This is a genomic window from Mesobacillus persicus, from assembly GCF_900109925.1.
GTDB lineage: Bacteria > Bacillota > Bacilli > Bacillales > Cytobacillaceae > Mesobacillus_B > Mesobacillus_B persicus.
In genome coordinates this window covers 70,713-93,225 of record NZ_FOBW01000011.1, presented here as the reverse complement: position 1 = coordinate 93,225, position 22,513 = coordinate 70,713, and the positions used below count along the sequence as shown (strand labels likewise).

Annotated in this window: 21 protein-coding genes and 1 pseudogene; 15 read left to right on the top strand and 7 right to left on the bottom strand. The window is 39.7% G+C overall.

Annotated elements, in window-relative coordinates; translation table 11 throughout:
* Positions 1–156: 156 nt before the first annotated feature.
* The 7 genes from cbpB (at position 157) to BMX30_RS15615 (ending at position 7,249) form a co-directional block, all read left to right on the top strand.
* Positions 157–585, top strand: coding sequence for a cyclic-di-AMP-binding protein CbpB (gene cbpB / locus BMX30_RS15645; protein ID WP_090747716.1), 429 nt, complete (start codon positions 157–159; stop codon positions 583–585).
* A 62-nt stretch (positions 586–647) separates the two neighbouring features.
* Complete coding sequence (locus BMX30_RS15640) at positions 648–2,183, top strand: MDR family MFS transporter (RefSeq protein ID WP_280139979.1); 1,536 nt, start codon at positions 648–650, stop codon at positions 2,181–2,183.
* 29 nt (positions 2,184–2,212) lie between these two features.
* Complete coding sequence (locus BMX30_RS15635) at positions 2,213–3,094, top strand: transcriptional regulator CcpC (RefSeq protein ID WP_090747713.1); 882 nt, start codon at positions 2,213–2,215, stop codon at positions 3,092–3,094.
* Between the two features lie 84 nt (positions 3,095–3,178).
* On the top strand, positions 3,179–3,889 hold the full coding sequence (dapD, locus tag BMX30_RS15630; RefSeq protein ID WP_090747710.1) for a 2,3,4,5-tetrahydropyridine-2,6-dicarboxylate N-acetyltransferase: 711 nt from the start codon (positions 3,179–3,181) through the stop codon (positions 3,887–3,889).
* Positions 3,890–3,964: 75 nt separating this feature from the next.
* Positions 3,965–5,092: an N-acetyldiaminopimelate deacetylase gene (locus BMX30_RS15625; RefSeq protein WP_244532625.1), complete on the top strand. Its 1,128-nt coding sequence runs from the start codon at positions 3,965–3,967 to the stop codon at positions 5,090–5,092.
* Between the two features lie 496 nt (positions 5,093–5,588).
* Positions 5,589–6,518 (top strand): DUF4349 domain-containing protein, encoded by a 930-nt coding sequence (locus BMX30_RS15620; RefSeq protein WP_090747704.1) that lies wholly within the window; start codon positions 5,589–5,591, stop codon positions 6,516–6,518.
* A gap of 74 nt (positions 6,519–6,592) precedes the next feature.
* On the top strand, positions 6,593–7,249 hold the full coding sequence (locus BMX30_RS15615; RefSeq protein ID WP_090747701.1) for a potassium channel family protein: 657 nt from the start codon (positions 6,593–6,595) through the stop codon (positions 7,247–7,249).
* A gap of 364 nt (positions 7,250–7,613) precedes the next feature.
* Here BMX30_RS15615 and rnjA read toward each other — a convergent pair whose 3' ends face one another.
* From rnjA to BMX30_RS23970, 4 genes and pseudogenes are all read right to left on the bottom strand, one after another.
* The gene (gene rnjA, locus BMX30_RS15610) at positions 7,614–9,281 is read right to left on the bottom strand and encodes a ribonuclease J1 (protein ID WP_090747698.1); all 1,668 of its coding nucleotides are present in this window, start codon (positions 9,279–9,281) and stop codon (positions 7,614–7,616) included.
* Between the two features lie 3 nt (positions 9,282–9,284).
* On the bottom strand, positions 9,285–9,497 hold the full coding sequence (locus BMX30_RS15605) for a DNA-dependent RNA polymerase subunit epsilon (RefSeq protein ID WP_090747695.1): 213 nt from the start codon (positions 9,495–9,497) through the stop codon (positions 9,285–9,287).
* Positions 9,498–9,959: 462 nt separating this feature from the next.
* Positions 9,960–10,514 carry a peptide deformylase gene (gene def, locus BMX30_RS15600; RefSeq protein WP_090747692.1) on the bottom strand — a complete coding sequence of 185 codons (555 nt, stop codon included), beginning with the start codon at positions 10,512–10,514 and terminating at the stop codon, positions 9,960–9,962.
* 150 nt (positions 10,515–10,664) lie between these two features.
* Positions 10,665–10,742, bottom strand: a pseudogene (locus BMX30_RS23970) (YjcZ family sporulation protein); the annotation flags it as partial.
* Between the two features lie 234 nt (positions 10,743–10,976).
* On the opposite strand from BMX30_RS23970, the gene BMX30_RS15590 reads away from it, so the two are divergent.
* The 5 genes from BMX30_RS15590 to lpdA all read left to right on the top strand — a co-directional run bounded on the left by BMX30_RS15590 (position 10,977) and on the right by lpdA (position 17,127).
* A complete protein-coding gene (locus tag BMX30_RS15590; protein WP_170843906.1) occupies positions 10,977–11,651 on the top strand; it encodes a YkyA family protein in 675 nt (224 codons plus the stop codon).
* Positions 11,652–12,185: 534 nt separating this feature from the next.
* Entirely contained in the window at positions 12,186–13,301 is a 1,116-nt protein-coding gene (gene pdhA / locus BMX30_RS15585) for a pyruvate dehydrogenase (acetyl-transferring) E1 component subunit alpha (protein ID WP_090747684.1), read from the top strand.
* A gap of 3 nt (positions 13,302–13,304) precedes the next feature.
* Positions 13,305–14,282, top strand: coding sequence for an alpha-ketoacid dehydrogenase subunit beta (locus tag BMX30_RS15580; protein ID WP_090747681.1), 978 nt, complete (start codon positions 13,305–13,307; stop codon positions 14,280–14,282).
* Positions 14,283–14,363: 81 nt separating this feature from the next.
* On the top strand, positions 14,364–15,713 hold the full coding sequence (locus BMX30_RS15575; RefSeq protein WP_090747678.1) for a dihydrolipoamide acetyltransferase family protein: 1,350 nt from the start codon (positions 14,364–14,366) through the stop codon (positions 15,711–15,713).
* A 4-nt stretch (positions 15,714–15,717) separates the two neighbouring features.
* Entirely contained in the window at positions 15,718–17,127 is a 1,410-nt protein-coding gene (gene lpdA, locus BMX30_RS15570) for a dihydrolipoyl dehydrogenase (RefSeq protein ID WP_090747675.1), read from the top strand.
* A gap of 67 nt (positions 17,128–17,194) precedes the next feature.
* Here the strand turns inward: lpdA and BMX30_RS15565 are convergent, their stop codons facing one another.
* Both BMX30_RS15565 and BMX30_RS15555 read right to left on the bottom strand, forming a co-directional pair.
* Positions 17,195–17,560, bottom strand: coding sequence for a small peptidoglycan-associated lipoprotein (locus BMX30_RS15565; protein ID WP_244532624.1), 366 nt, complete (start codon positions 17,558–17,560; stop codon positions 17,195–17,197).
* Positions 17,561–18,221: 661 nt separating this feature from the next.
* Entirely contained in the window at positions 18,222–18,650 is a 429-nt protein-coding gene (locus tag BMX30_RS15555) for a DUF1885 family protein (protein WP_170843905.1), read from the bottom strand.
* A gap of 158 nt (positions 18,651–18,808) precedes the next feature.
* On the opposite strand from BMX30_RS15555, the gene BMX30_RS15550 reads away from it, so the two are divergent.
* Together BMX30_RS15550 and BMX30_RS15545 are read left to right on the top strand one after the other, a co-directional pair.
* Entirely contained in the window at positions 18,809–19,108 is a 300-nt protein-coding gene (locus BMX30_RS15550; protein WP_090747667.1) for a DUF3055 domain-containing protein, read from the top strand.
* 554 nt (positions 19,109–19,662) lie between these two features.
* Positions 19,663–19,785 carry a GapA-binding peptide SR1P gene (locus tag BMX30_RS15545; RefSeq protein WP_090747664.1) on the top strand — a complete coding sequence of 41 codons (123 nt, stop codon included), beginning with the start codon at positions 19,663–19,665 and terminating at the stop codon, positions 19,783–19,785.
* Between the two features lie 50 nt (positions 19,786–19,835).
* Here BMX30_RS15545 and BMX30_RS15540 read toward each other — a convergent pair whose 3' ends face one another.
* A complete protein-coding gene (locus BMX30_RS15540; RefSeq protein WP_090747660.1) occupies positions 19,836–21,308 on the bottom strand; it encodes an aminotransferase class I/II-fold pyridoxal phosphate-dependent enzyme in 1,473 nt (490 codons plus the stop codon).
* A gap of 198 nt (positions 21,309–21,506) precedes the next feature.
* On the opposite strand from BMX30_RS15540, the gene BMX30_RS15535 reads away from it, so the two are divergent.
* Complete coding sequence (locus tag BMX30_RS15535) at positions 21,507–22,466, top strand: NAD(P)H-dependent flavin oxidoreductase (RefSeq protein ID WP_090747899.1); 960 nt, start codon at positions 21,507–21,509, stop codon at positions 22,464–22,466.
* Positions 22,467–22,513 lie beyond the last annotated feature (47 nt).

Sequence of the window (22,513 nt, the reverse complement as noted above, 5' to 3'; positions counted from 1 at the left end):
ATAATATTGATTTTAAGCAGATTGATGGCAGCAGAACCAAGCGCCGGGTTAACACAAGCTATAGAATAAAAGAAGCGGATTCAAAAGCAATATAGGCAAAATTATGTTAAAATGAAAACGATATAGAAATAAACTAGGGAGTTCTAGGGATGAACCATGTTTAGTTTGCGAAGCGGAGGATTATTAAAAGTGTACATAAAAGATCTTATGATTCCTTCTGAAAGAGTTGCCCATGTACAGATGGGGAATAGCCTTGAGCACGCGTTGCTTGTTTTGACAAGGAGTGGCTATACGGCCATCCCCGTTTTAGATCCTCAGTACCGTCTACACGGTCTAATCAGTACTCCAATTATTATGGATTCAATAATGGGACTTGAACGAATAGAGTTTGAAACTTTAGAAGATAAACGGGTTGAAGAGGTTATGAACAAGGATATACCAAGAATTAGGATTGAATCAACGCTACAAGCGTCCTTAAAGTATCTTGTTGACCATCCTTTCTTATGTGTAGAAGATGATAAGGGATATTTTGAAGGTATTCTAACGAGAAGAGCGGTACTCAAAAGGTTGGAAAGTGCTCAATAGATTGATATGTTAGCCCCCGGGTATACGGGGGCTTCCGTTTTACTTTGGGGGGAGGAGAGAGATTGGGAAGAGACAGAGAACTTCTATCGTCGCAAGATAATGGCAAAAGAACAAAAAAAACGCTTGTCCTTGCATCCGTCATGCTTGCTACTTTCATGGGGGCGATTGAAGCAACAATTGTATCGACTGCCATGCCTGAAATTGTTGGCGATTTGGGTGGTTTTTCAAAGTATAGTTGGGTATTTTCAGCTTATTTATTAATGAACGCTGTAACCGTTCTTATCTATGGCAAGCTTGCTGATCTTTTCGGTAGAAAACCAATTCTTATATTTGGCATTTCGATTTTTTTGATTGGCTCTATTCTTTGTGGGCTAGCAACCTCAATGGAAATGTTGATTGTCTTTCGTCTTATTCAAGGTTTTGGCGCAGGAGCGGTTACACCGATTGCGACAACCATCATTGGGGACATCTATACGAAAGAAGAGAGAGCGAAAATTCAGGGCTACTTATCAAGTGTTTGGGGGATATCAGCTGTTTCAGGTCCAGCCATTGGTGGTCTACTTGTTGAATTTGTCAGCTGGCGTTATGTGTTTTGGCTTAATATTCCCTTGGGCTTCCTTGCGATTGCCGGAATTTGGTTTTACCTGCATGAAAAGGTTGAAAAGAAAAAACACAAAATTGATTATTCAGGAGCGGTGCTTTTAACTGTTGCGATTAGTACTATAATGGTTCTTCTAGTCGAAGGGGGGGTAAATATTGCTTGGGATTCTTCCTTGGGTATTTCTCTTGGTTTTGTGAGTGTAGTTGCATTTATCCTCTTTGTTCTGAATGAGAAGCGAGTGGAAGAACCGATGATGCCCTTTTCAATTTGGAAGGAAAGGTCCATTCTAATAGCAAATCTAACTTCGCTCACAACAGGCGTTATTTTGATTGGGATTTCTAGTTTCTTACCGGCTTTTGTTCAAGCTGTGATGGAACAATCGCCTATTGTTGCTGGATTTACATTAACAGCAATGTCCATCGGTTGGCCGATTGCATCAACATTGTCTGGCCGCTTATTGCTTTCCATCGGCTTTCGGGCGACCTCCTTATTAGGTGGCGGAGCATTAATCCTCGGGAGCCTGCTATTTGCCAACTTGTCTCCTGAAGCTGGACCACTTTGGGCTGCATTGGGTTCATTTGTCATTGGGATTGGAATGGGCTTAACGAGTACAGCCTTTATTGTATCCATTCAGAGTACCGTCTCATGGGAGCAACGGGGAGCTGCAACAGCGAGTAATATGTTTATGAGGAATTTTGGGAATACACTCGGAGCTGCTTTGCTTGGTGGTGTCCTAAATAGTAGTATTAAAGCCGATTTAACAGGACAAAGCGAATTTGCTCAATCGGACGTTTCGCTTGAATCAATCAATCACTTACTTGGTGAGACGGAGCGTAATCAGCTGTCAGAATCGATGAAAGGGCTACTTCAGGAAACCCTAACTGGGGCTTTGCACACTGTGTATCTTGTTGTGCTAGGATTTGCCATTTTAAGCATGATTCTCGTCGTCTTTCTACCTAAAAAAGAGGTGGAAAAAGAGGAAACCATATCGTCCTAAAACTGTAAGAATGAAAGGGGGAGGGATGATTGTCTACACTTTCCGAGGTCCATTTACTTTCGATTCTGGCTCAGGAGATGAACATGAGAAAAGCGGCAGAACGTTTATTTGTCTCGCAACCAGCTTTGTCTCAAAGGCTTCAGTCGATTGAAAAAGAATGGGGAACTAAATTATTTATCCGTTCTCAAAAAGGTCTCTCCTTAACGCCTGCTGGAGAAATGGTTATCCAGTTTGCGAATGAAATGATGGCCAAGGAGGAAAAGGTAAGAGAGGCAATTACTTCATTAGACTCTGAAGTATACGGTACACTTAAGATTGCTGTTGCTTCCATTGTTGGGCAAAACTGGCTCCCGCAGGTTTTGAAAAAATTTGTCAAAAAACACCCCCAAGCGAAAATTTCTCTGGTTACCGGCTGGAGCAGTGAAATATCCAAGGCTTTGTATGAAGATCAGGCACATATCGGTATCGTTCGCGGCACTCCTGACTGGAAGGGGGTCAAGATGCACTTGTTTGAAGATAGGCTAAATCTTGTAGATACCGAGATTACGAAGCCAGAACAGGTATTAGAAACGGATCGACCGTTCATTCAATTCAAAAGTGATTCAAACTATTACCAGGAGATTCAGGAATGGTGGATGCGTAACTTTCAGACGGCACCGAAGCGAACGATTATTGTCGACCAAATCGAAACATGCAAACAAATGACCTTTAATGGAATTGGGTATGCGATTCTACCTGAAATCACCCTAAACGGTGCCGAGGAGAACATATTTAAAATCCCCCTTCTTAATCCGAATGGGGTTCAACTTAAGCGCGATACATGGCTGATTGGGTATGAGTCAGCATTTCAGCTTAATCAAGTTCAAGCATTTATTGAGATTGTAAAGGAACATATAAAAGAACTTCCATAAAAATCAGCCTATTTCTTGTCTTACATTCTTTTGTTTGGTAAAGTAATTTTTAGTGTGAATACATATTATGATGGAGGGAATCCAATGAAAATGATGGATGCAAATGAAATTATTTCTTTTATTCAAAATAGCAAAAAGGCTACCCCGGTAAAAGTATATGTTAAAGGTGAGTTAGAAGGAATTGATTTTGGCCCTAGCTCAAAATCATTCATTACAGGTAATACGGGTGTTGTTTTCGGTGAATGGTCTGAAATCTCCCCTGTCATTGAAGAAAATCAAGCGAAAATTGAAGATTACGTCGTTGAAAATGACCGAAGAAATTCAGCTATTCCTTTATTGGATATGAAAAACATTAAAGCAAGAATTGAGCCAGGTGCCATTATTCGTGACCAGGTTGAAATTGGTGATAATGCAGTTATTATGATGGGAGCATCGATCAATATTGGATCTGTCATTGGCGAAGGTACAATGATTGATATGAATGTTGTTTTAGGTGGACGAGCTACTGTAGGTAAGAACTGTCATATTGGTGCTGGTACCGTGTTAGCAGGAGTCATTGAGCCTCCTTCTGCAAAACCAGTTGTTGTTGAAGACGATGTTGTTATTGGAGCGAACGCTGTAGTATTAGAGGGTGTTACAGTAGGTAAAGGAGCAGTCGTGGCTGCAGGAGCTATCGTAGTTGATGACGTACCTCCTAATACGGTTGTTGCTGGAACTCCTGCGCGTGTAATTAAACAAATTGATGAAAAAACAAAGTCTAAAACAGAAATTAAACAAGAGCTTCGTCAATTATAATTATTGAAAATGGTGGAAAGCGTGGATGTAATCCACGCTTTCGTTTTATCTAATTTTATTAAGGGAGGCAAATTAGTGGAAAGATTTATAAAAGTAAGACGTGATCTCCATAGAATCCCTGAGCTTGGATTTCAAGAATTTAAAACCCAGAAATATTTATTAGATTACCTAAGTACTCTCCCTCAAGCCAATCTAGAGATTAAGACCTGGAAAACTGGTATATTTGTGAAAATAAACGGGCAGTCACCTCGAAAAGTGATTGGATACCGAGCGGATATTGACGGGCTGCCAATCACCGAGGAAACGGGGTATAAATTTCAGTCAGAGCATGTAGGAAATATGCATGCATGCGGGCATGATTTTCACATGAGTATTGCTTTAGGATTGATTACATATTTTACGGAAAATCCGATATCGGATGACCTTCTTTTTATGTTTCAGCCTGCTGAGGAGGGACCTGGTGGAGCGGAACCGATGTTAAAGACCGACATTATGCAAGAGTGGAAGCCTGACATGGTGTTGGCTTTGCACGTCGCGCCTGAATATCCTGTGGGTACGATTGCGACAAAAGAAGGATTATTATTCGCCAATACTTCAGAGTTATTTATCGACTTGAAGGGGAAGGGTGGTCACGCTGCTTACCCCCATAATACAAACGACATGATTATTGCTGCTTGTAATCTTGTGACTCAGCTACAATCCATTGTTTCTAGGAATGTCGATCCGTTAGACAGTGCAGTAGTGACAGTCGGCAAGATGACTGGAGGTACCGTCCAAAATATTATTGCTGAAAAGGCGAGAATTGAAGGGACCATTCGTACTCTGTCGCCTGAGTCGATGGCAAAGGTTAAGAAGCGTCTACTAGCACTTGTGAAAGGAATAGAGGTTGGCTACGAGTGTGAAGTCACAGTCGATTTCGGTGCGATGTATCATCAGGTCTTTAATGATGCTACCCTTACAAGGGAGTTTATGGAGTTTGCTGAGCAACTTGATAAAGTTCAAGTGGTTGAGTGCAAAGAAGCCATGACTGGTGAGGATTTTGGGTACATGTTAAAGGAGATTCCTGGTTTGATGTTTTGGCTAGGGGTAGGCTCAGAATATGGTTTACACCATTCAAAGCTTACACCAGATGAAGGGGCGATTGAAACAGCAATTTCGCTACTTAGTAGATATATTGAATTCAAAGGAACAAACGACAGTTAACTATTTGATTACCAGAGGATATAAATAGCAGAATATACATGTAAGTCAAAATGAGTGTCAATTCACATTTGAGAATGACACTCATTTTTTTATTGGTGTAAAGCCATTTGGTTGGATCAATATAGAGAAAATAAAATTTGATATACAATTTTTCTTGCAAGAAAAATTTTAATTAGCGGAAATTTTCCCGTTAAACTGCAGATAGAACTTGGTCCAGGGGGGTTAAGGGGAGAATTTCCCGTTAAGCAATGCAAAATAACCGATATTCTCGTTTTTTTGAGTCAATAGCGGTAGTATTTCCTTCTATTTTAACTATTTTCAGTGCTTTTTTCTAAATAAGAGGAATTTCTCCTTTTATTAGAAAACGATGCTGAATTGTCTCATCAGGACTTCTGAGTTAGCGTGTTATAAGAAAGCCTAGGAAGTGGAATTACAGGAACTCGTAACCATTTACATTCGTTCTCGTCAAATAGAATAAAGAGAGTGGAGGGGTATGATGAGAACTAGGAGATGGCTCTGTTTATCTATAATTATTGTAGGTTTATTTCTATATGGTTGTAGCGGACAGCAGGACGCTGAGTATAGCCAATCAGAAGAAATCGGGGGAACTGAGGAGAAAGTTAGCGAAGATAGGTCGTTGAGCTTAACAGATAGCCAATTAGAGAATGGTACAGAGCAACAGGACGTGGGGGAACAACCTCAAGACCAGGCCGGAGAAACGATGACCAATTCAACCGAGCGCATGGTTATTTACAATGCTGAGTTACACCTAAGGGTAAAAAATTTTTCAAATGCACAAAAAGAGCTAGAAAAGAGAGCGATAGAATATGGAGGCTATCTTGTTGAATCGAGTACAAATAGATATGAAAACGAACAACTAAGTGGAATGATGACCTTTAGAATTCCTCAAAAACAGTTCTCGACTTTCTTGCATGATGCGGAGAATGTAGCAGCTGATGTGACAAATAGACATGTCAGTGGGCAGGATGTGACGGAGGAGTATGTTGACCTAGAGTCTAGGCATCGATCAAAAAAAGCGGTTGAAGCAAGATTGCTTAGTTTTATGGAGGATGCTGAGAAAACAGAGGATCTCTTGAAGATCTCATCTGAGTTAGCTAAAGTCCAAGTTGAGATCGAGCAACTTACAGGGAGAATGAAGTACTTAGAAAATCAAACTTCCTTCTCAACGGTAACGGTTTCAATGGAAGAAACGGATATTCTTGTTCCTGGCATTGATAATGAAAATCTAAACACATGGCAAAAGGTAAAAAAACAGCTTGTAGCCAATCTTAATTTCCTTCTTTCCTTCTTTTCAGGCTTGATTGTTGTCATTGCGGGAAATTTACCTATCCTGCTAATCATCGGTATGGTGTTTGGAACATTCCTATGGTTTTTAAAGAAAAGGAAACGAAAATATAAGGAGTAAAATTCAATCAATAATTGATGTAATAATTATGCTACAATGTTTGAGAAGGATTGATTTTAGGGGGAGCACTTACAATGAAAAAAGAATTTGCCGTTATTGGTCTTGGGCGATTTGGCGGAAGTATTTGCCGGGAACTTGCGGAGTTGGGAATGCAAGTGTTAGCCATTGATCATAAGGAAGAACGTATAAATAAATATGCAGCAATTGCTTCGCACGCAGTATGTGCGGATACAACGGAAGAAAAAGTACTTAAAGAAATCGGAATCCGTAATTTTGATCATGTCATTGTTGCTATCGGGGATGATATCCAGGCGAGCATTCTAACCACACTTATCCTTAAGGAACTTGGAGTTAGTAAAATTACCGTAAAGGCTCAAAATGATTACCATGAAAAAGTATTACGTAAAATAGGTGCTGATATTATTGTTCATCCAGAACGGGATATGGGCAGACGTATTGCTCATAATATCGTTTCAAATAATGTGCTAGATTACTTAGAATTATCCGATGAACATAGTATAGCTGAGATTGTTGCGAGTAATAAACTTAGTGGACATTCAATCATTGATTTAAATATTCGGGCTAAATATGGAATTAATATCGTAGCGATAAAAAGAGGGAATGATATTCTGGTTTCACCACAAGCAAATGAGATTATTCATTCAGGTGATATCCTTATCATCATAGGCGCTGATTCAGATATTAGCCGCTTTGAAAGGAAAGCATTATAAAAACTTGTCTTGCGTAATTAGGCTTAAGTTCTAAGAAGCAATCTATAAAAAGAGCCTACTGTCATTTATTGACAGTAGGCTCTTTGTGCAAAGATAAAAAAGTATAAAAGTTTTGACCTATATAAATGTCCAGCTCCAGCGCCCTAGCGGCTAGTGTCCTTCGCTCTCCGCCCTACGATAAGTCAACATCGAATCGCTAACGCTCTTCGTGTTTCCTTTGCCGCGTTCTAACGGGCAGTAGCTTCTCAACTGCCCGTAAGAACCCGATTGATTTTTCTAAGGGCTAAAGCCCTAAGAAAAATCTTATCTCAGTTGGAGCGCTCCAGGCCATACGCCGCTGAACAGGGCGCTTGCGCTTTTCTTATTACACTTCCATGATGATTGGCAAAATCATCGGACGGCGTTTAGTCTTTTCATATAGGAAAGGTGCAAGTGTATCAGTGATTTCATTTTTTATCTCTGACCACTGCGTTGTTCTCCGTTCCATAACCTTGTTTAGATGCTTAGAGATAAGGCTTTGAGCATCGTTGATTAAATCTCCAGATTCTCTCATATATACAAAGCCTCGAGAAATCAAGTCAGGTCCAGCAGAGATTTTGAAATCCTTCATATTAATGCTGACAACTACAACGACAAGGCCCTCTTCTGAAAGGATTCTGCGGTCTCGAAGGACGATGTTCCCAATGTCGCCGATTCCACTTCCATCAATGTAAACCGAACCAGATGGAATCTTTCCTGCAACTTGCGCTTCATTTTCACTAAGAGCTAAGACTTCACCATTGTCCATAATGAAGCAATGTTCATTAGGCACGCCACAGTCAACAGCAAGTTTGGCGTGAACTTTTTGCATCCTGAATTCACCATGAATTGGCATAAAGAATTTTGGCTTAATAAGGCGAAGCATAAGTTTCTGCTCTTCCTGTCCACCATGTCCAGAGGTATGAATATCGCTTAATTTTCCGTGAATCACTTCTGCCCCTGCACGAGAAAGCATATTGATTGTTCTGTTTACGCTAAGAGTATTACCTGGGATAGGCGAAGAAGAGAATACCACTGTATCTCCAGGGATAATTTGAATCTGTCGGTGAGTACCGTTTGCAATTCTTGACAAGGCGGCCATTGGTTCTCCTTGGCTACCAGTACATAGGATGGTTACCTGATTAGCTGGAAGGCGATTAATTTGCTGTGTCTCAATGAATGTATCCTTAGGAGCACGAATATAGCCTAAATCTAATCCGATGGAAATGGCCGCTTCCATACTTCGGCCGAACACTGCTACCTTTCTACCGTTAGCAACAGCTGCTTCTGTCACTTGTTGTAGTCGGTGTATATTCGAAGCAAAGGTAGCAAAAATCACACGTCCGTCAACTTTACGGAAGATATCATCAATACTTTCACCAACGCGTCTTTCTGACATTGTGAAATCAGGGACTTCCGCGTTTGTACTATCGGAAAGAAGACATAGGACTCCATCTTTACCTATTTCAGCCATTTTTGTTAAGTTTGCTGGCTCTCCAACCGGAGTAAAGTCAAACTTAAAATCCCCAGTATGAACAATTTGTCCAGGAGGTGTTTTAACAACAATTCCATAGGAATCAGGAATACTGTGAGTAGTTCGGAAGAAAGTAACAGATGTTTTTCTGAATTTGATAATGTCATCTTCCTTGATTTCAATCAGTTTTGTCTGTCTAAGTAAGCCGTGTTCCTCAAGTTTATTCCGTAAAAGACCAAGAGCGAGCTTTCCGCCGTATATTGGAATATTGATTTGCTTAAGAAGATAAGGGATTCCGCCAATATGGTCCTCGTGACCATGTGTAATAAATAACCCCTTAATCTTATCTTCATTTTTTACAAGATATGAATAGTCGGGAATAACATAATCAATTCCTAGCAATTCATCCTCTGGAAATTTAATCCCTGCATCAATAAGGATTATTTCGTCCTGGAATTGGACGCCATAGGTGTTCTTGCCGATTTCGCCCAGTCCGCCAAGGGCAAAAACGGCTGTTTGGTCATTTTTAACAAATTTCATAAATTACTCAATCTCCAATACTTCAAAATATTCTTTCTGGCGCTCGTACTCAAGGTGCTGCCCCTCTACTGCCTGTACAAATTCAATATTATAGGGGCGATCAGAAAGTTTTTTTCTAACATCTCTTTCGGAATCAGCCTCAACATATAACGTCTTCGTGTTTTCTCTAACAGGCGTTTCCGTAATTTTTTCCTGGTAATAAACTTTAAAAATCATATAACTCTCTCTCCTTATTCAACATGACTTTTTCTATTATATAAAAAATTAGCATTTTTTCATACGTTTTTAAGGGGAATACTAATTACCGTTCATTTCGCTTTTACCAATGTACAATAAGCAAGGAGCCCTTCGCAAGTTTTGAAGGGCCCAAATTTATTAAGCGATTGTTTTTTTTCGTAGCATATCTTTCCACTGTCTTAAAAGCCTACGTCTTAGCTTCTTTAACATTGTGGATCAACTCCTTACCTTTATTTTATCCTATCCTTGTCCAAAGTGAAAGCGGGCAGGAAGATTTGGACACCTTTTTTATTATTATATGTAATAATCTTCTATTTCCTCATGGATAAGATTGGAAAAATACAGGAGTAGAGAGTCGTAAAAATATAATCTTAACGATTGTTAGTACTATTTAATTAGGCCAGCCTATTCTTGCGTCGTAGGCTGGCCTTGGTATGTGAATTAACGATTAATTGCAACTGCATTTTCTATTTCAGCAAATGGGTCATTCTTGTTGATATGATCATAAAACATGATTCCATTCAGATGATCGATCTCATGTTGGAACACTATTGCAGGTAGACCCTTTAGTCGGATCTTTACCTCGTCCCCATCAATGTTAATGCCTTTAACAGTAATGCGTGCATACCTAGGAACAAACCCTGGAATTGCTTCATCTACTGACAAACAGCCTTCTCCGGAAGAAAGGTAGGAGCGTTCAACGGAATGGCTAACAATCTTAGGATTAAAGAGGGCGTAGCTAATAAGCTCTCCTTTTTCATCATGAACATGAATGGCAATCATTCTTTTTGAAATATTAATTTGTGGTGCAGCCAGACCAATTCCTGGGCGAAGTCCATATTTTTCAGCAATTTCAGGGTTTTGGCTGTTTAAGACAAATTCGAACATTTGGTTTAGCACCAATTTATCTTCTTCCGAAGCAGGAATGGAAACCTCATCAGCTACTCTTCGTAGGGAAGGGTGTCCATCCCGAACGATGTTATCCATGGTTAACATCTTTAGGTCACCTCTATGATATGTAATTTGGTTTTAATACCGGTTAATCATAGTTTATCAAATGTGTGCGGAAAAGTTAATATGAACAACATTCTGATTAATAATGAAGGAGAAAAGAAAGGAAGATGCTTTGCATCTTCCTCCTGTTTCTTAGTGCCAGTAAGCAGCTCCGACAATGATTAGAAGGATGAATAGCACTACGATTAGCGCAAATCCTCCACCATAACCATATCCTGTAGTAGGTGCAGCTGGGTAACCATATCCACAACCAAACATATTGAAACCTCCTTTAAATTCCCTTTCTTTTAAAGGGTGTTTACTATAACCTATGATTAAATAAACAAAGTGTATAGATATTGGCCTATATCTCCCTTTTTTTGATATTTATATTTACTGTAGAGCAAGATGGAATCTAATTGTAAAATGGAGATATTCGCATGATGCATTGGAGGAGGTAGTACTTTGTTAAAATTACGCAATGTTATTCTAATCTTCTTAATTGTAGGTGGAACTTTACTTTTCTCAGGTTGCCTGAATCGGCAAAGTCCAGCTGAAGAAATGTTTGAAAAACTAGAAACAGTCGTGGAAATTGAAAAAACATTTGAAGAACAGCAAAAGCCGCTAGTGGAACTTGAAAAACAAGAAAAGGAATTGTATGGTCAAATCATTGAAATGAATCTGCAAGAATATGACAAAGTTGTTCAACTAGCGGACGAGGCCATTTCGATATCGAAGAAAAGAAATGAACTTCTTGATATAGAGCGTCAAAGTATCGAGGAGTCGCAGGCGGAATTTAAACAAGTACCTGAAATTTATGCAAAAATTGATGACCCACAATTAAAAGATCAGGCAAAAGGGCTTCATGATCTTATGCAAGAACGCTATAGCACGCATGGGAAATTATACGAAAGTTACGTGGCTGGTCTTGGTTATGACATTGAATTATATAATATGTTTAAAAACGAAGAAGTAACAGTTGATCAATTAGGAGAACAAATTGAAAAGGTAAATGCTGCATATGAAGAGGTTTTAAGTGCAAATGATCATTTCAATCAATTGACGGACGAATATAATGAAAAGAAGTATCAATTTTACCAAGCTGCAGGTTTAAAGGTCGAAACGAACATTGCAAAATAAGCATGTCATTAACTTAAGGTTAAATTAAAAGCGGGTGATATCCAATACGGATAACCCGCTTTTTTATTTTATTGCTAAAACAATATTGGGTTGATTATTTATTTTCTAACCAGATGTTATGGTACAGTTTATTTATTTTTATAGTACAGTTTATTTTGGTGCGATTTAAACTTTAGGGTGCAAAACTCAATAGAATGTTAAACATAGTATTTGACGGATTCTTTTGCTCTAGTGTAAACTGTTGTTTGTAAGAGTTGATTGTATTAGTTAGGTGAAGTAAACTGTTAGTACAGATTCGGAATATCTTTTTGAGAAATGATATGTTTTCGAACCTCAAGCAATGGGAAAACTACATAATGCTGTATGCAATGAGGAGATATCCTTCATCATTCTAGTTACTTTAACAGCCATTCTCTAGATAAACGCGATTGAAAAGTATTTTCAACTCAAGAAAAGGGAAGTTTCACCTGCTTTTGGGTACTCTATTATGGATAATAATTAATTTGTGTATAAGAAAGGAAGAGGTGACGATAGATGGCATCAAAAACAAAGACGACTCCTGCTGATTCTGTATCGAAGCTAGGGAAAATTGAAGAACAGTTTGAAACACTGCAAATTCTTAATGAAGAAGGAGAAGTGGTCAACGAGGCAGCAATGCCGAATCTCTCTGATGAACAGCTACAAGAATTGATGAAGAGAATGGTTTATACAAGAATACTTGACCAGCGCTCTATCTCCTTAAACCGTCAAGGGCGCCTTGGTTTCTATGCGCCAACTGCAGGTCAAGAGGCTTCACAATTAGCTTCTCAATTTGCTTTAGAGAAAGAAGATTTTATTCTACCAGGCTATCGTGATGTTCCACAAATCATTTGGCATGGATTACCTTTATCTCAAGCCTTTTTATGGTCAAGAGGTCATTTTGAAGGAATGAACATTCCAGAAGGTGTGAATGTGCTTCATCCTCAAATCATCATTGGTGCTCAGTATGTTCAAACTGCAGGCGTGGCGCTTGGTATGAAAAAGCGTGGGACGAAATCAGTTGCAGTTACTTACACAGGTGATGGTGGAACTTCTCAAGGTGATTTCTATGAAGGAATTAACTTTGCAGGTGCATATAAAGCTCCAGCAATTTTCTTTATCCAAAACAATCAATTTGCTATTTCAACTCCAGTTGAAAAACAAACAGCAGCTAAAACATTGGCTCAAAAAGCAGTTTCAGCTGGAATCCCTGGAATTGTAGTAGACGGTATGGACCCATTAGCTGTTTATGCAGCAACACTTGATGCCCGTGAGCGTGCTGTCAACGGTGAAGGTCCTACACTTATTGAAACCTTAACTTACCGTTATGGTCCGCACACTATGGCTGGGGATGATCCGACTCGATATCGTACGGCAGACCTTGATAATGAGTGGGAGAAAAAAGATCCTCTTGTTCGTTTCCGCAAGTTTCTTGAAAACAAAGGGCTATGGAATGAGGAACAAGAAAGTGAAGTAATTGAAAAGGCGAAAGAAGATATTAAAGAAGCAATTAAAAAAGCTGATGCGGCGCCTAAGCAAAAGGTTACCGATTTAATGTCTATTATGTATGAGGATATGCCTCAGAATCTTAAAGAACAATATGAAATGTACAAAGCAAAGGAGTCGAAGTAAGCCATGGCGCAAATGACAATGATTCAAGCAATTACTGATGCACTGCGCACAGAAATGGGTAAAGACCCGAACGTACTAGTCTTCGGTGAGGATGTGGGCGTAAATGGTGGCGTGTTCCGTGCAACTGAAGGCCTTCAAAAAGAATTCGGCGAAGACCGCGTATTTGATACGCCACTTGCGGAGTCTGGAATCGGTGGTCTAGCAGTCGGTCTTGCTTTACAAGGATTCCGTCCAGTACCAGAAATTCAATTTTTTGGATTTGTATTTGAAGTATTTGATTCGATTGCCGGTCAATTAGCACGTATGCGCTACCGTTCTGGTGGCAGATATACTTCTCCTGTGACGATTCGTTCTCCATTTGGAGGAGGAGTACATACTCCAGATATGCATGCGGATAGTTTAGAAGGACTTATGGCGCAAACACCTGGAGTTAAGGTTGTAATTCCGTCAACTCCTTACGATGCGAAAGGGCTTCTCATTTCGTCTATTCGTGATAATGATACAGTCGTTTTCCTTGAGCATATGAAACTATATCGTTCATTCCGTCAAGAAGTGCCTGAAGGAGAGTATACGATTCCTCTAGGCAAAGCAGACGTGAAGCGTGAAGGTACAGATTTAACAATTGTTACTTACGGCGCAATGGTTCATGAATCATTAAAAGCAGCAGAAGAGCTGGAAAAAGAAGGTTATTCTGTAGAAGTTATTGATTTACGAACAGTAAGTCCATTGGATTTGGAAACAATCATTCCATCTGTTGAAAAAACTGGCCGTGCAATTGTTGTTCAAGAGGCGCAAAAACAAGCGGGCGTTGCTGCTAACGTTGTAGCAGAAATCAATGACCGCGCAATTTTAAGCCTGGAAGCACCAGTACTGCGTGTGGCAGCACCTGACACTGTATTCCCATTCCCACAAGCAGAAACAGTATGGCTTCCAAACTATAAGGATGTAATCGAAACCGCTAAAAAGGTTTTAACATACTAAAACAAAAGGGGAAAAGACTTGTTCTTTTCCCGTGTCTTGATAATAAAGTAGCAGACATTCTGCATAGGAGGCTGAATCTTAGTGTCATTTCAATTTAAAATGCCTGACATCGGTGAAGGTATTCATGAAGGTGAAATCGTAAAATGGTTTGTTAAACCTGGCGATAAAGTTCAAGAAGATGATGTGCTTTGCGAAATACAAAATGATAAAGCAGTGGTTGAAATTCCTTCTCCAGTTGAAGGTACTGTACAAGAACTATTAGTAGAAGAGGGAACTGTCGCAACTGTTGGACAGGTTCTTGTAACATTTGATGCACCTGGTTATGAAAACCTACAATTCAAGGGCGACGAACATGATGAAGCACCAAAGCAAGAAGAAAAGGCACCTGCACCAAAGGCAGAGTCTAAGGTAGAGGCGGAACAGCCAAAAGTACCAACAGCAGAAGCAACTACCGGATCAGGTCAAGTTGCGCAACAGGCAGAGGTTGACCCAAATCGTCGTGTCATTGCAATGCCTTCTGTCCGCAAATATGCTCGTGATAAAGGTGTAGATATCCGCCTTGTTGCTGGTTCTGGTAAAAATGGTCGTGTTCTTAGAGAAGATGTGGATCAATTCCTAAATGGTGGAGCCCAAACTGCTCAAACACCTACAGATCAGCAAACAGAAGCTCCTGCTGTAGAAGAAAAGGCACCTGCAACACCAGCAGCACCTGCGATTCCACAAGGACAATATCCAGAAACTCGTGAAAAAATGAGCGGCATCCGTAAGGCAATTGCCAAAGCTATGGTAAACTCAAAACATACGGCACCACATGTAACCTTGATGGATGAAATCGATGTTACAAAACTTGTTGCTCACCGCAAAAAGTTCAAGGAAGTAGCTGCACAAAAAGGAATCAAGCTTACATTCCTACCTTACGTGGTAAAAGCTTTAACAAGTGCATTACGTGAATACCCGGCGCTTAACACATCACTAGATGATGCAACAAGCGAAATTGTTCATAAGCATTACTATAATATTGGAATTGCGGCTGATACAGATAAGGGTCTATTAGTACCTGTTGTAAAAGATGCGGATAGAAAATCTGTATTTACAATTTCGAATGAAATCAACGAGTTGGCAGTAAAAGCACGTGATGGTAAATTAGCTCCTGATGAAATGAAAGGTGCTTCATGCACAATCAGTAACATTGGATCTGCTGGAGGCCAATGGTTTACACCAGTCATTAATCATCCAGAAGTAGCAATCCTTGGTATCGGCCGTATTGCTGAAAAGCCAATTGTTAAAGATGGGGAAATTGTAGCTGCCCCTGTATTAGCATTATCACTAAGCTTCGACCACCGTATGATTGACGGTGCAACAGCTCAGAATGCAATGAATCATATTAAGCGCTTATTGAACGATCCAGAACTATTGTTAATGGAGGCGTAAAAAGATGGTAGTTGGAGATTTTCCGATTGAAACAGATACTATAGTAATTGGGGCAGGACCTGGTGGTTATGTGGCAGCAATTCGCGCTGCCCAATTAGGTCAAAAAGTAACGATTGTTGAAAGAGGGACAGTTGGGGGAGTCTGCCTAAATGTTGGTTGTATTCCTTCAAAAGCACTTATTTCAGCTGGTCACCGCTTTGAAAATGCCAAGCACTCTGAAGAGATGGGTGTTATTGCTGAGAACGTTACTCTAGATTTCTCAAAAGTACAGAAGTTTAAAGAGAGTGTTGTTAATAAGCTAACAGGTGGAGTAGAAGGCTTGTTAAAGGGAAATAAAGTTGACATTGTAAAGGGTGAAGCATTTTTCGTCGATGGGAACACATTGCGTGTAATGGACGAAAACTCAGCTCAGACTTATACCTTTAAGAATGCAATTATTGCAACTGGATCGACACCAATTGAAATCCCTGCTTTTAAATACTCTAAGCGTATTCTTGATTCTACTGGAGCTTTAAACCTAACAGAACTTCCAAAAAGCATCGTAGTTATCGGTGGAGGCTATATCGGTACAGAGCTTGGTGGCGCATATGCAAGCTTTGGTACAAAGGTAACCATCCTAGAAGGTGCAGATGAGATTCTTAATGGATTTGAAAAGCAAATGTCCTCCCTTGTAAAGCGTAAGCTAAAGAAAAAAGGTGCAGAAGTCATTACAAAAGCACTGGCTAAGGGCGTAGAAGAAAGAGAAGATGGCGTAACTGTCAACTACGAGGTTAAAGGCGAAGCGCAAAGCATTGATGCAGATTATGTTTTTGTGATGATTGGTCGTAAGCCTAACACGGAAGAAATGGGACTTGAGCAGGTTGGAGTTGAACTTTCTGAACGTGGCATCATTAACGTTGATAAGCAATGTAGAACAAATATCAGCAATATCTATGCAATTGGGGATGTCGTACCAGGTCCTCCGCTTGCACATAAAGCCTCTTATGAGGGGAAAATTGCTGCTGAAGCGATTGCTGGTCATGCATCTGAAATCGACTACCTTGGAATCCCTGCAGTTGTATTCTCTGATCCAGAATTGGCTTCAGTTGGTCACACAGAAGCTAGTGCAAAAGAAGAGGGTCTTGATATCGTTGCAGCTAAGTTCCCGTTTGCGGCTAATGGTCGTGCACTTTCCTTAAATGAGTCTGATGGCTTCATGAAGCTTATTACAAGGAAGGAAGACGGTCTTATCATTGGGGCTCAAATTGCTGGAGCAGGGGCTTCCGATATGATTGCTGAGCTTGGTTTAGCAATTGAAACTGGTATGACGGCTGAAGATCTAGCGATGACCATTCATGCGCATCCAACACTTGGTGAAATTACGATGGAAGCCGCAGAGGTAGCGTTAGGTAATCCTATTCATATTATTAAATAAAGTAATTAAAAAAACCTTCTCATTCTTTGAGAAGGTTTTTTATGATTAAAGAAGTTTTTTAGAGAGATTAGTTAGAGAGTATCTTTGTGATCGGTTGGATAATCTCGTCCTTTGAAACCTTGCCATGGATATTTACAATAACCTTGTCTTGGTAATATACCAGAAGGGCCGGAGATTGGTCGATTTCGAACGTTTTATAATACTTACTAGCTTTTCCACCTGATAAAACCATCATATTGTTAATTTCATCTGGGTACTTTTTCTTTAACTCAATAATGGCCTCATAATAAGGGGCTTCGAAATGATAGTCTGCTTCATTAGAAAAAAAGAGGATTTGTTTTTCGTCATAATTGAGCCCTAGATCCTCGTTACTGTATGTATTGCTACAGGAAGAAGTAAATAATAGGAAGGTAGCTGTAAGAATTATAGACATTCCTTTCATCTTCTTGCCTCGCTTTATAAAGGATTCTTTGTTGCTATGTTTGCATGATAAACTGAGGTTCGTATTCACGTAAATTCATCTTCAATACAGCCATTCTATCATATGGTTTTCCGAAAATTCCGTCTGTCATTTAAATGTTACAAAAATGAAAAATAACGAGAATTTCGCCACATATACTTAATACAAGTCTATTATTGGATATGTTTAGGAATGGTGGTGCAAGGTGCTTGAGAATATATTCAGTTATTTTACTTCAATGGATTATTTGGAGTGCTTATACCTTCACTGAATGGTTATCGAAACATGATCATCCAACCTATAATGTGATAATGTTCTTAATCTTTCTATATATCGGCTTCAATACTGGAAACATAATTATCAAATCCAAAAAAAAGACACTATTGGCAACGTTGGTTAGTCTAAGTTTGTATTTATCCTTCCATGTAACACTGTCTGTTTTCTGAGATGTAATAGGGCATGATTACTAATAGGGTGGTGGGACAAAGCCATTTAGAAGGCAAGGAAAACTTTAGGAGGAGCTAGCTAGTAAGAATTTCTGCAAGAAGGTTTTAAAAATCAAAAAAGGCCCTCGAATCAAGGGCCATTACTATAAAAACCTTTTAAAAAATGATATTACTTTTAGAATGTGAGGTTATTTTCGCGGATAAAAGTACATGATCCGTCCATTAAAAAGATGGAGTTCTCCTTTTAGTTTCTTAGCAAGGAATTTACAAAACTCATTTGCTTTCCCCTTGTCACCATGAGTAGCCGTATCTGGTAGCGTAATCTGTATGTACATTTGTTTTCTTTCGGTTCCATCTTCATCAATGACTACTTCTTGATCAATGCCGAGCAAAATAGCATTGTATCGATCGTGGCTGGATTTTAAATAAAACCAAATTCCCTCATCCGCTTCCTTTATTTCATATGGAAATGCGGAATATTCATAATCCCAATCGAGTTGGGTTCCCGTTTTTGAGGTGATTTCTTTATAGTAGGAAAACAATGATTTGACCTCGTCAGTCGTGATTGTTTGTTGCTCCGATGACGGGACTAGTTTAACATAAGCAGTTTCAGACATAATCCATCCCCCTAGATTCCTATTCTTTCTTTTTTATGATAGCATCTGACATTAGGAGCGACAACATATTGTAACAAAATTTGGCTTTGGCTACCTTGAATACTCCGCTTTTATAAGTTATAATTTTCATAAGATTCAAACAAAGGAGGAGATGGTTTATGGGGCTGTTCGAAAAGCTTTATGACGAACACGAAAAAGTACAAGTAAGATTTATTGGTTTTACAACAGAGGAAACTCGCTATGATTTCGGGATTGTATACACGAATATGTTTTTTGGAAAACCACTTATCGTCTGTATGCAAACAGGCAGATCTGCCCTCCTTGACCCAGCCGATCTTGATAACATTGAATATCTTCAGACAGCCTTCCACATCAACGAAACCAAACAAGCAGCTGATTTGGTCGAGTTTTTTAAATCAGAGCTACCAATTATTCCATTCCAACCACAATATGATTAATGAATTACAAAAGACCAGGGCCATGAGGTTACCGGGTTCCGATTTAGCTCACAAACATTAAAAATGTAAATTTCAAGCGAGTGTCCCTTTTATATGAAAGGGTCACTCATTTTTTATTGTTTACCAGGAAATTTTCAGGGTACAATGAGAGCCTCCATCAATGCCCAAACTGAAGCTTCCTCCACAAGTAGGGTCACTGAGCACCTCCATCGATGCCCAAACTGAAGCTTTCTCCACAAGTATGGTCACTGAGAGCCTCCATCAATGCCCAAACTGAAGCTTCCTCCACAAGTATGGTCACTGAGCACGTCCATCAATGCCCACACTAAAGCATCCTCTATAAGTATTATCATTGAGTCCCGAATTCCTGAATCAGATTTTTTATGAGTATCATTTTCTATATATATGCTCACTCATAAACATAATCAGTAAAAAAAAGTTTAATGTGTTATACAAATTAGGCTTGAAATTTTAATAGTGTTATATTATTATGGTCTTAGATACTTGAAGCGCTTACAACAAAACTAAATTTGAGGGAAAAGGGGTTTGTACTGATGGGAACAATCGTATGTCAAACTTGCAACTCTACAATCGAACATTTCGAAGATGAAAAAGTCTCGGTTCTTTACTCAAACAACTGTAGCTGTCACCAAAAAGAGCGAAAGCAAAAAAATTAAACATAAATAATAAGGGTATGCGTTAAATCGCATACCCTTCTTTTTATGTTCTATCTTATTGCTTTATGTTCTTTTATCACCCGTATCGAATTCATTTTATCATCCTCAGGTCCTTGAACAGGAAGTCCGGCCTCAATGTTCATCTTGATGTATCGAAGATTTTCTGAAGTAATGATTTCACCAGGAATAAAAATCGGGATCCCTGGGGGATAAACCATGACAAACTCTGCGATGATTCTACCTTCGGATTCGGCCAACGCAATCACTTCCGTTTCAGAATAAAAGGCATCCCTTGGTGTTAATGCGAGTAGAGGGATATCAGGGAGCATAACTTGAACGTGGACTTTCTCTGCTCGTTCATGAAACTCACTAGAAAGCTCGTTCAATGCTTTTACTAATAGGTCCCCTTCTGCTTGGGTATCGCCGGGGGTAATTAGACAGAGCAAATTATACAAATCAGAAAGTTCGACTTCAATGTTATACCTTTCACGAAGCCACTGTTCTGCTTCATACCCGGTTATTCCAAGGTCTCTTATTGAGATGATTAGCTTGGTTGGATCATAGTCAAAGGTTGCTTTCCGTCCTAGTATCTCTTCTCCAACACAGTAGAGATGTTCTATCTCATTTATTTGTCCTCTAACCGAATTTGCAAGCTTAATGGTGCGGTCAATCAACTCTCTACCCTCGGTTACTAATCGTCTCCTAGCTACATCAAGTGACGCAAGCAGTAGGTAAGATGTCGATGTGGTCGTTAGCATTGAAATAATAGACTGTACACGCTTATAGGATACTAATCCATCCCTCACATTTAGGACGGAACTCTGAGTCATCGATCCCCCCAGTTTATGGACACTTGTAGCGGCCATATCTGCTCCGGCTTGCATCGCTGATAACGGTAGCTCCTCGTGAAAGTGAATATGAACACCATGCGCTTCATCAACTAAGACTGGAATGTCATAGGAGTGGGCAACTTCGACGATTTTCTTTAAATCTGCAGCTACTCCAAAGTAAGTTGGGTTAATGACGAGTACCCCTTTTGCGTCGGGATGCTGTTCTAGAGCCTTTTCAACCGAATCCGTTGTAATTCCGTGTGAAATTCCCAAATCTGAATCAATTTCTGGATGAATGAAAATAGGGATTGCTCCAGAAAACACAATTGCTGACATAACCGATTTATGAACGTTTCTTGGGACGATTATTTTATCTCCAGGTCCACAAACCGTCATGATCATGGTCATAATGGCCCCGCTTGTTCCTTGTACGGAGAAGAAAGTATGGTCAGCTCCGAAGGCTTTTGCCGCCAAATCTTGGGCCTCTTTAATCATTCCTTTAGGGGAATGAAGGTCATCAAGTGGGCCAATATTGATTAAATCAATTGAGAGTGCATTATCACCAATAAATTCTCTGAATTCAGGATCCATCCCAGTGCCTTTTTTATGTCCAGGGATATGGAATTGAATCGGATTCTTTTTTGCATGTTTAATTAGACCACTGAATAGTGGGGTATCATTTTGCGATAACAATAGCCGGTACACCTCTTTATATCAAGTTAATTAATGTATTTTTTACAAAACAAATGAATTATAGCATTATTCATTTCCTTTGCATAGCAATTAATGTTTAAATAAGAAATTGTCTTCTTATTTATGCCCTTGTTTTTATTCATTAAAAGGAAAGTTCATATAAAAACCGAATATTTATCTGGAAGGGAGATGGGAGATTTGAATTGGGAAACAAAGGTTACGAAAATGCTTGGCATTCAATACCCGATTATCCAGGGAGGGCTTGCATATCTTGCTTATTCTGATTTGGCTGCTGTCGTGTCCAATGCAGGAGGTCTAGGGCAAATAACCGCAATGTCACTAGAAAGCCCAGAAGCGTTGAGAGCAGAAATTCAAAGACTGAAGACGATGACCGACAAGCCATATGGGGTTAACTTTGCGATAGGGCAACACGGTCGATCATTTTCTGAGTTTCTAGATGTTGCAATTGAAGAAGAGGTCCCAGTCATCACCATGACTGGAGGGAATCCTGCACCTATTTTCTCACAGCTAGAGGGTGTAGATGTGAAAAAGCTGGTATTGGTAGCTGCTAAAAGGCAGGCGCAAAAGGCTGAGGAGCTCGGTGCGGATGCTGTCATGGTTGTTGGTCAAGAGGGGGGAGGTCACTTAGGCAAAAATGACACAGGAACAATGGTTTTGATTCCTAGTGTTGTGGACGCTGTAGGCATTCCTGTTATTGCTTCCGGTGGAATCGGAGACGGAAGAGGGCTGATGGCCGCTCTTAGCCTAGGAGCGGAAGGCATAGAGATGGGGACAAGGTTTATTGCCACTCAAGAATGTATCCACGCGAACGACTTATATAAGCAACGTCTTGTTAAAGGGACAGAAAATGATACTGTGGTAATAAAGCGATCCATTGGTGCGCCAGCTAGGGCAATCAACAACGAATGGACAAAGCGTATTATTGATTTAGAAGACAAATATGGAACGTATGAGTCTCTTAAAGATTTTATTAGTGGTGAAGCCAATAAAAGTTATATTTATGAAGGAAAGGAGAATCAAGGATTTGCATGGGCTGGGCAAGTAATGGGGCTTATTCATGATGTTCCAACCGTCAGCGATTTGATGTCAACAATCATCACCGATGCTGAAGAGATTAGGACTCGCTGGAAAAAATAAACGCCAATTGATTTGCACCTGCTAGCCTTATATGTGTACAATCAAAA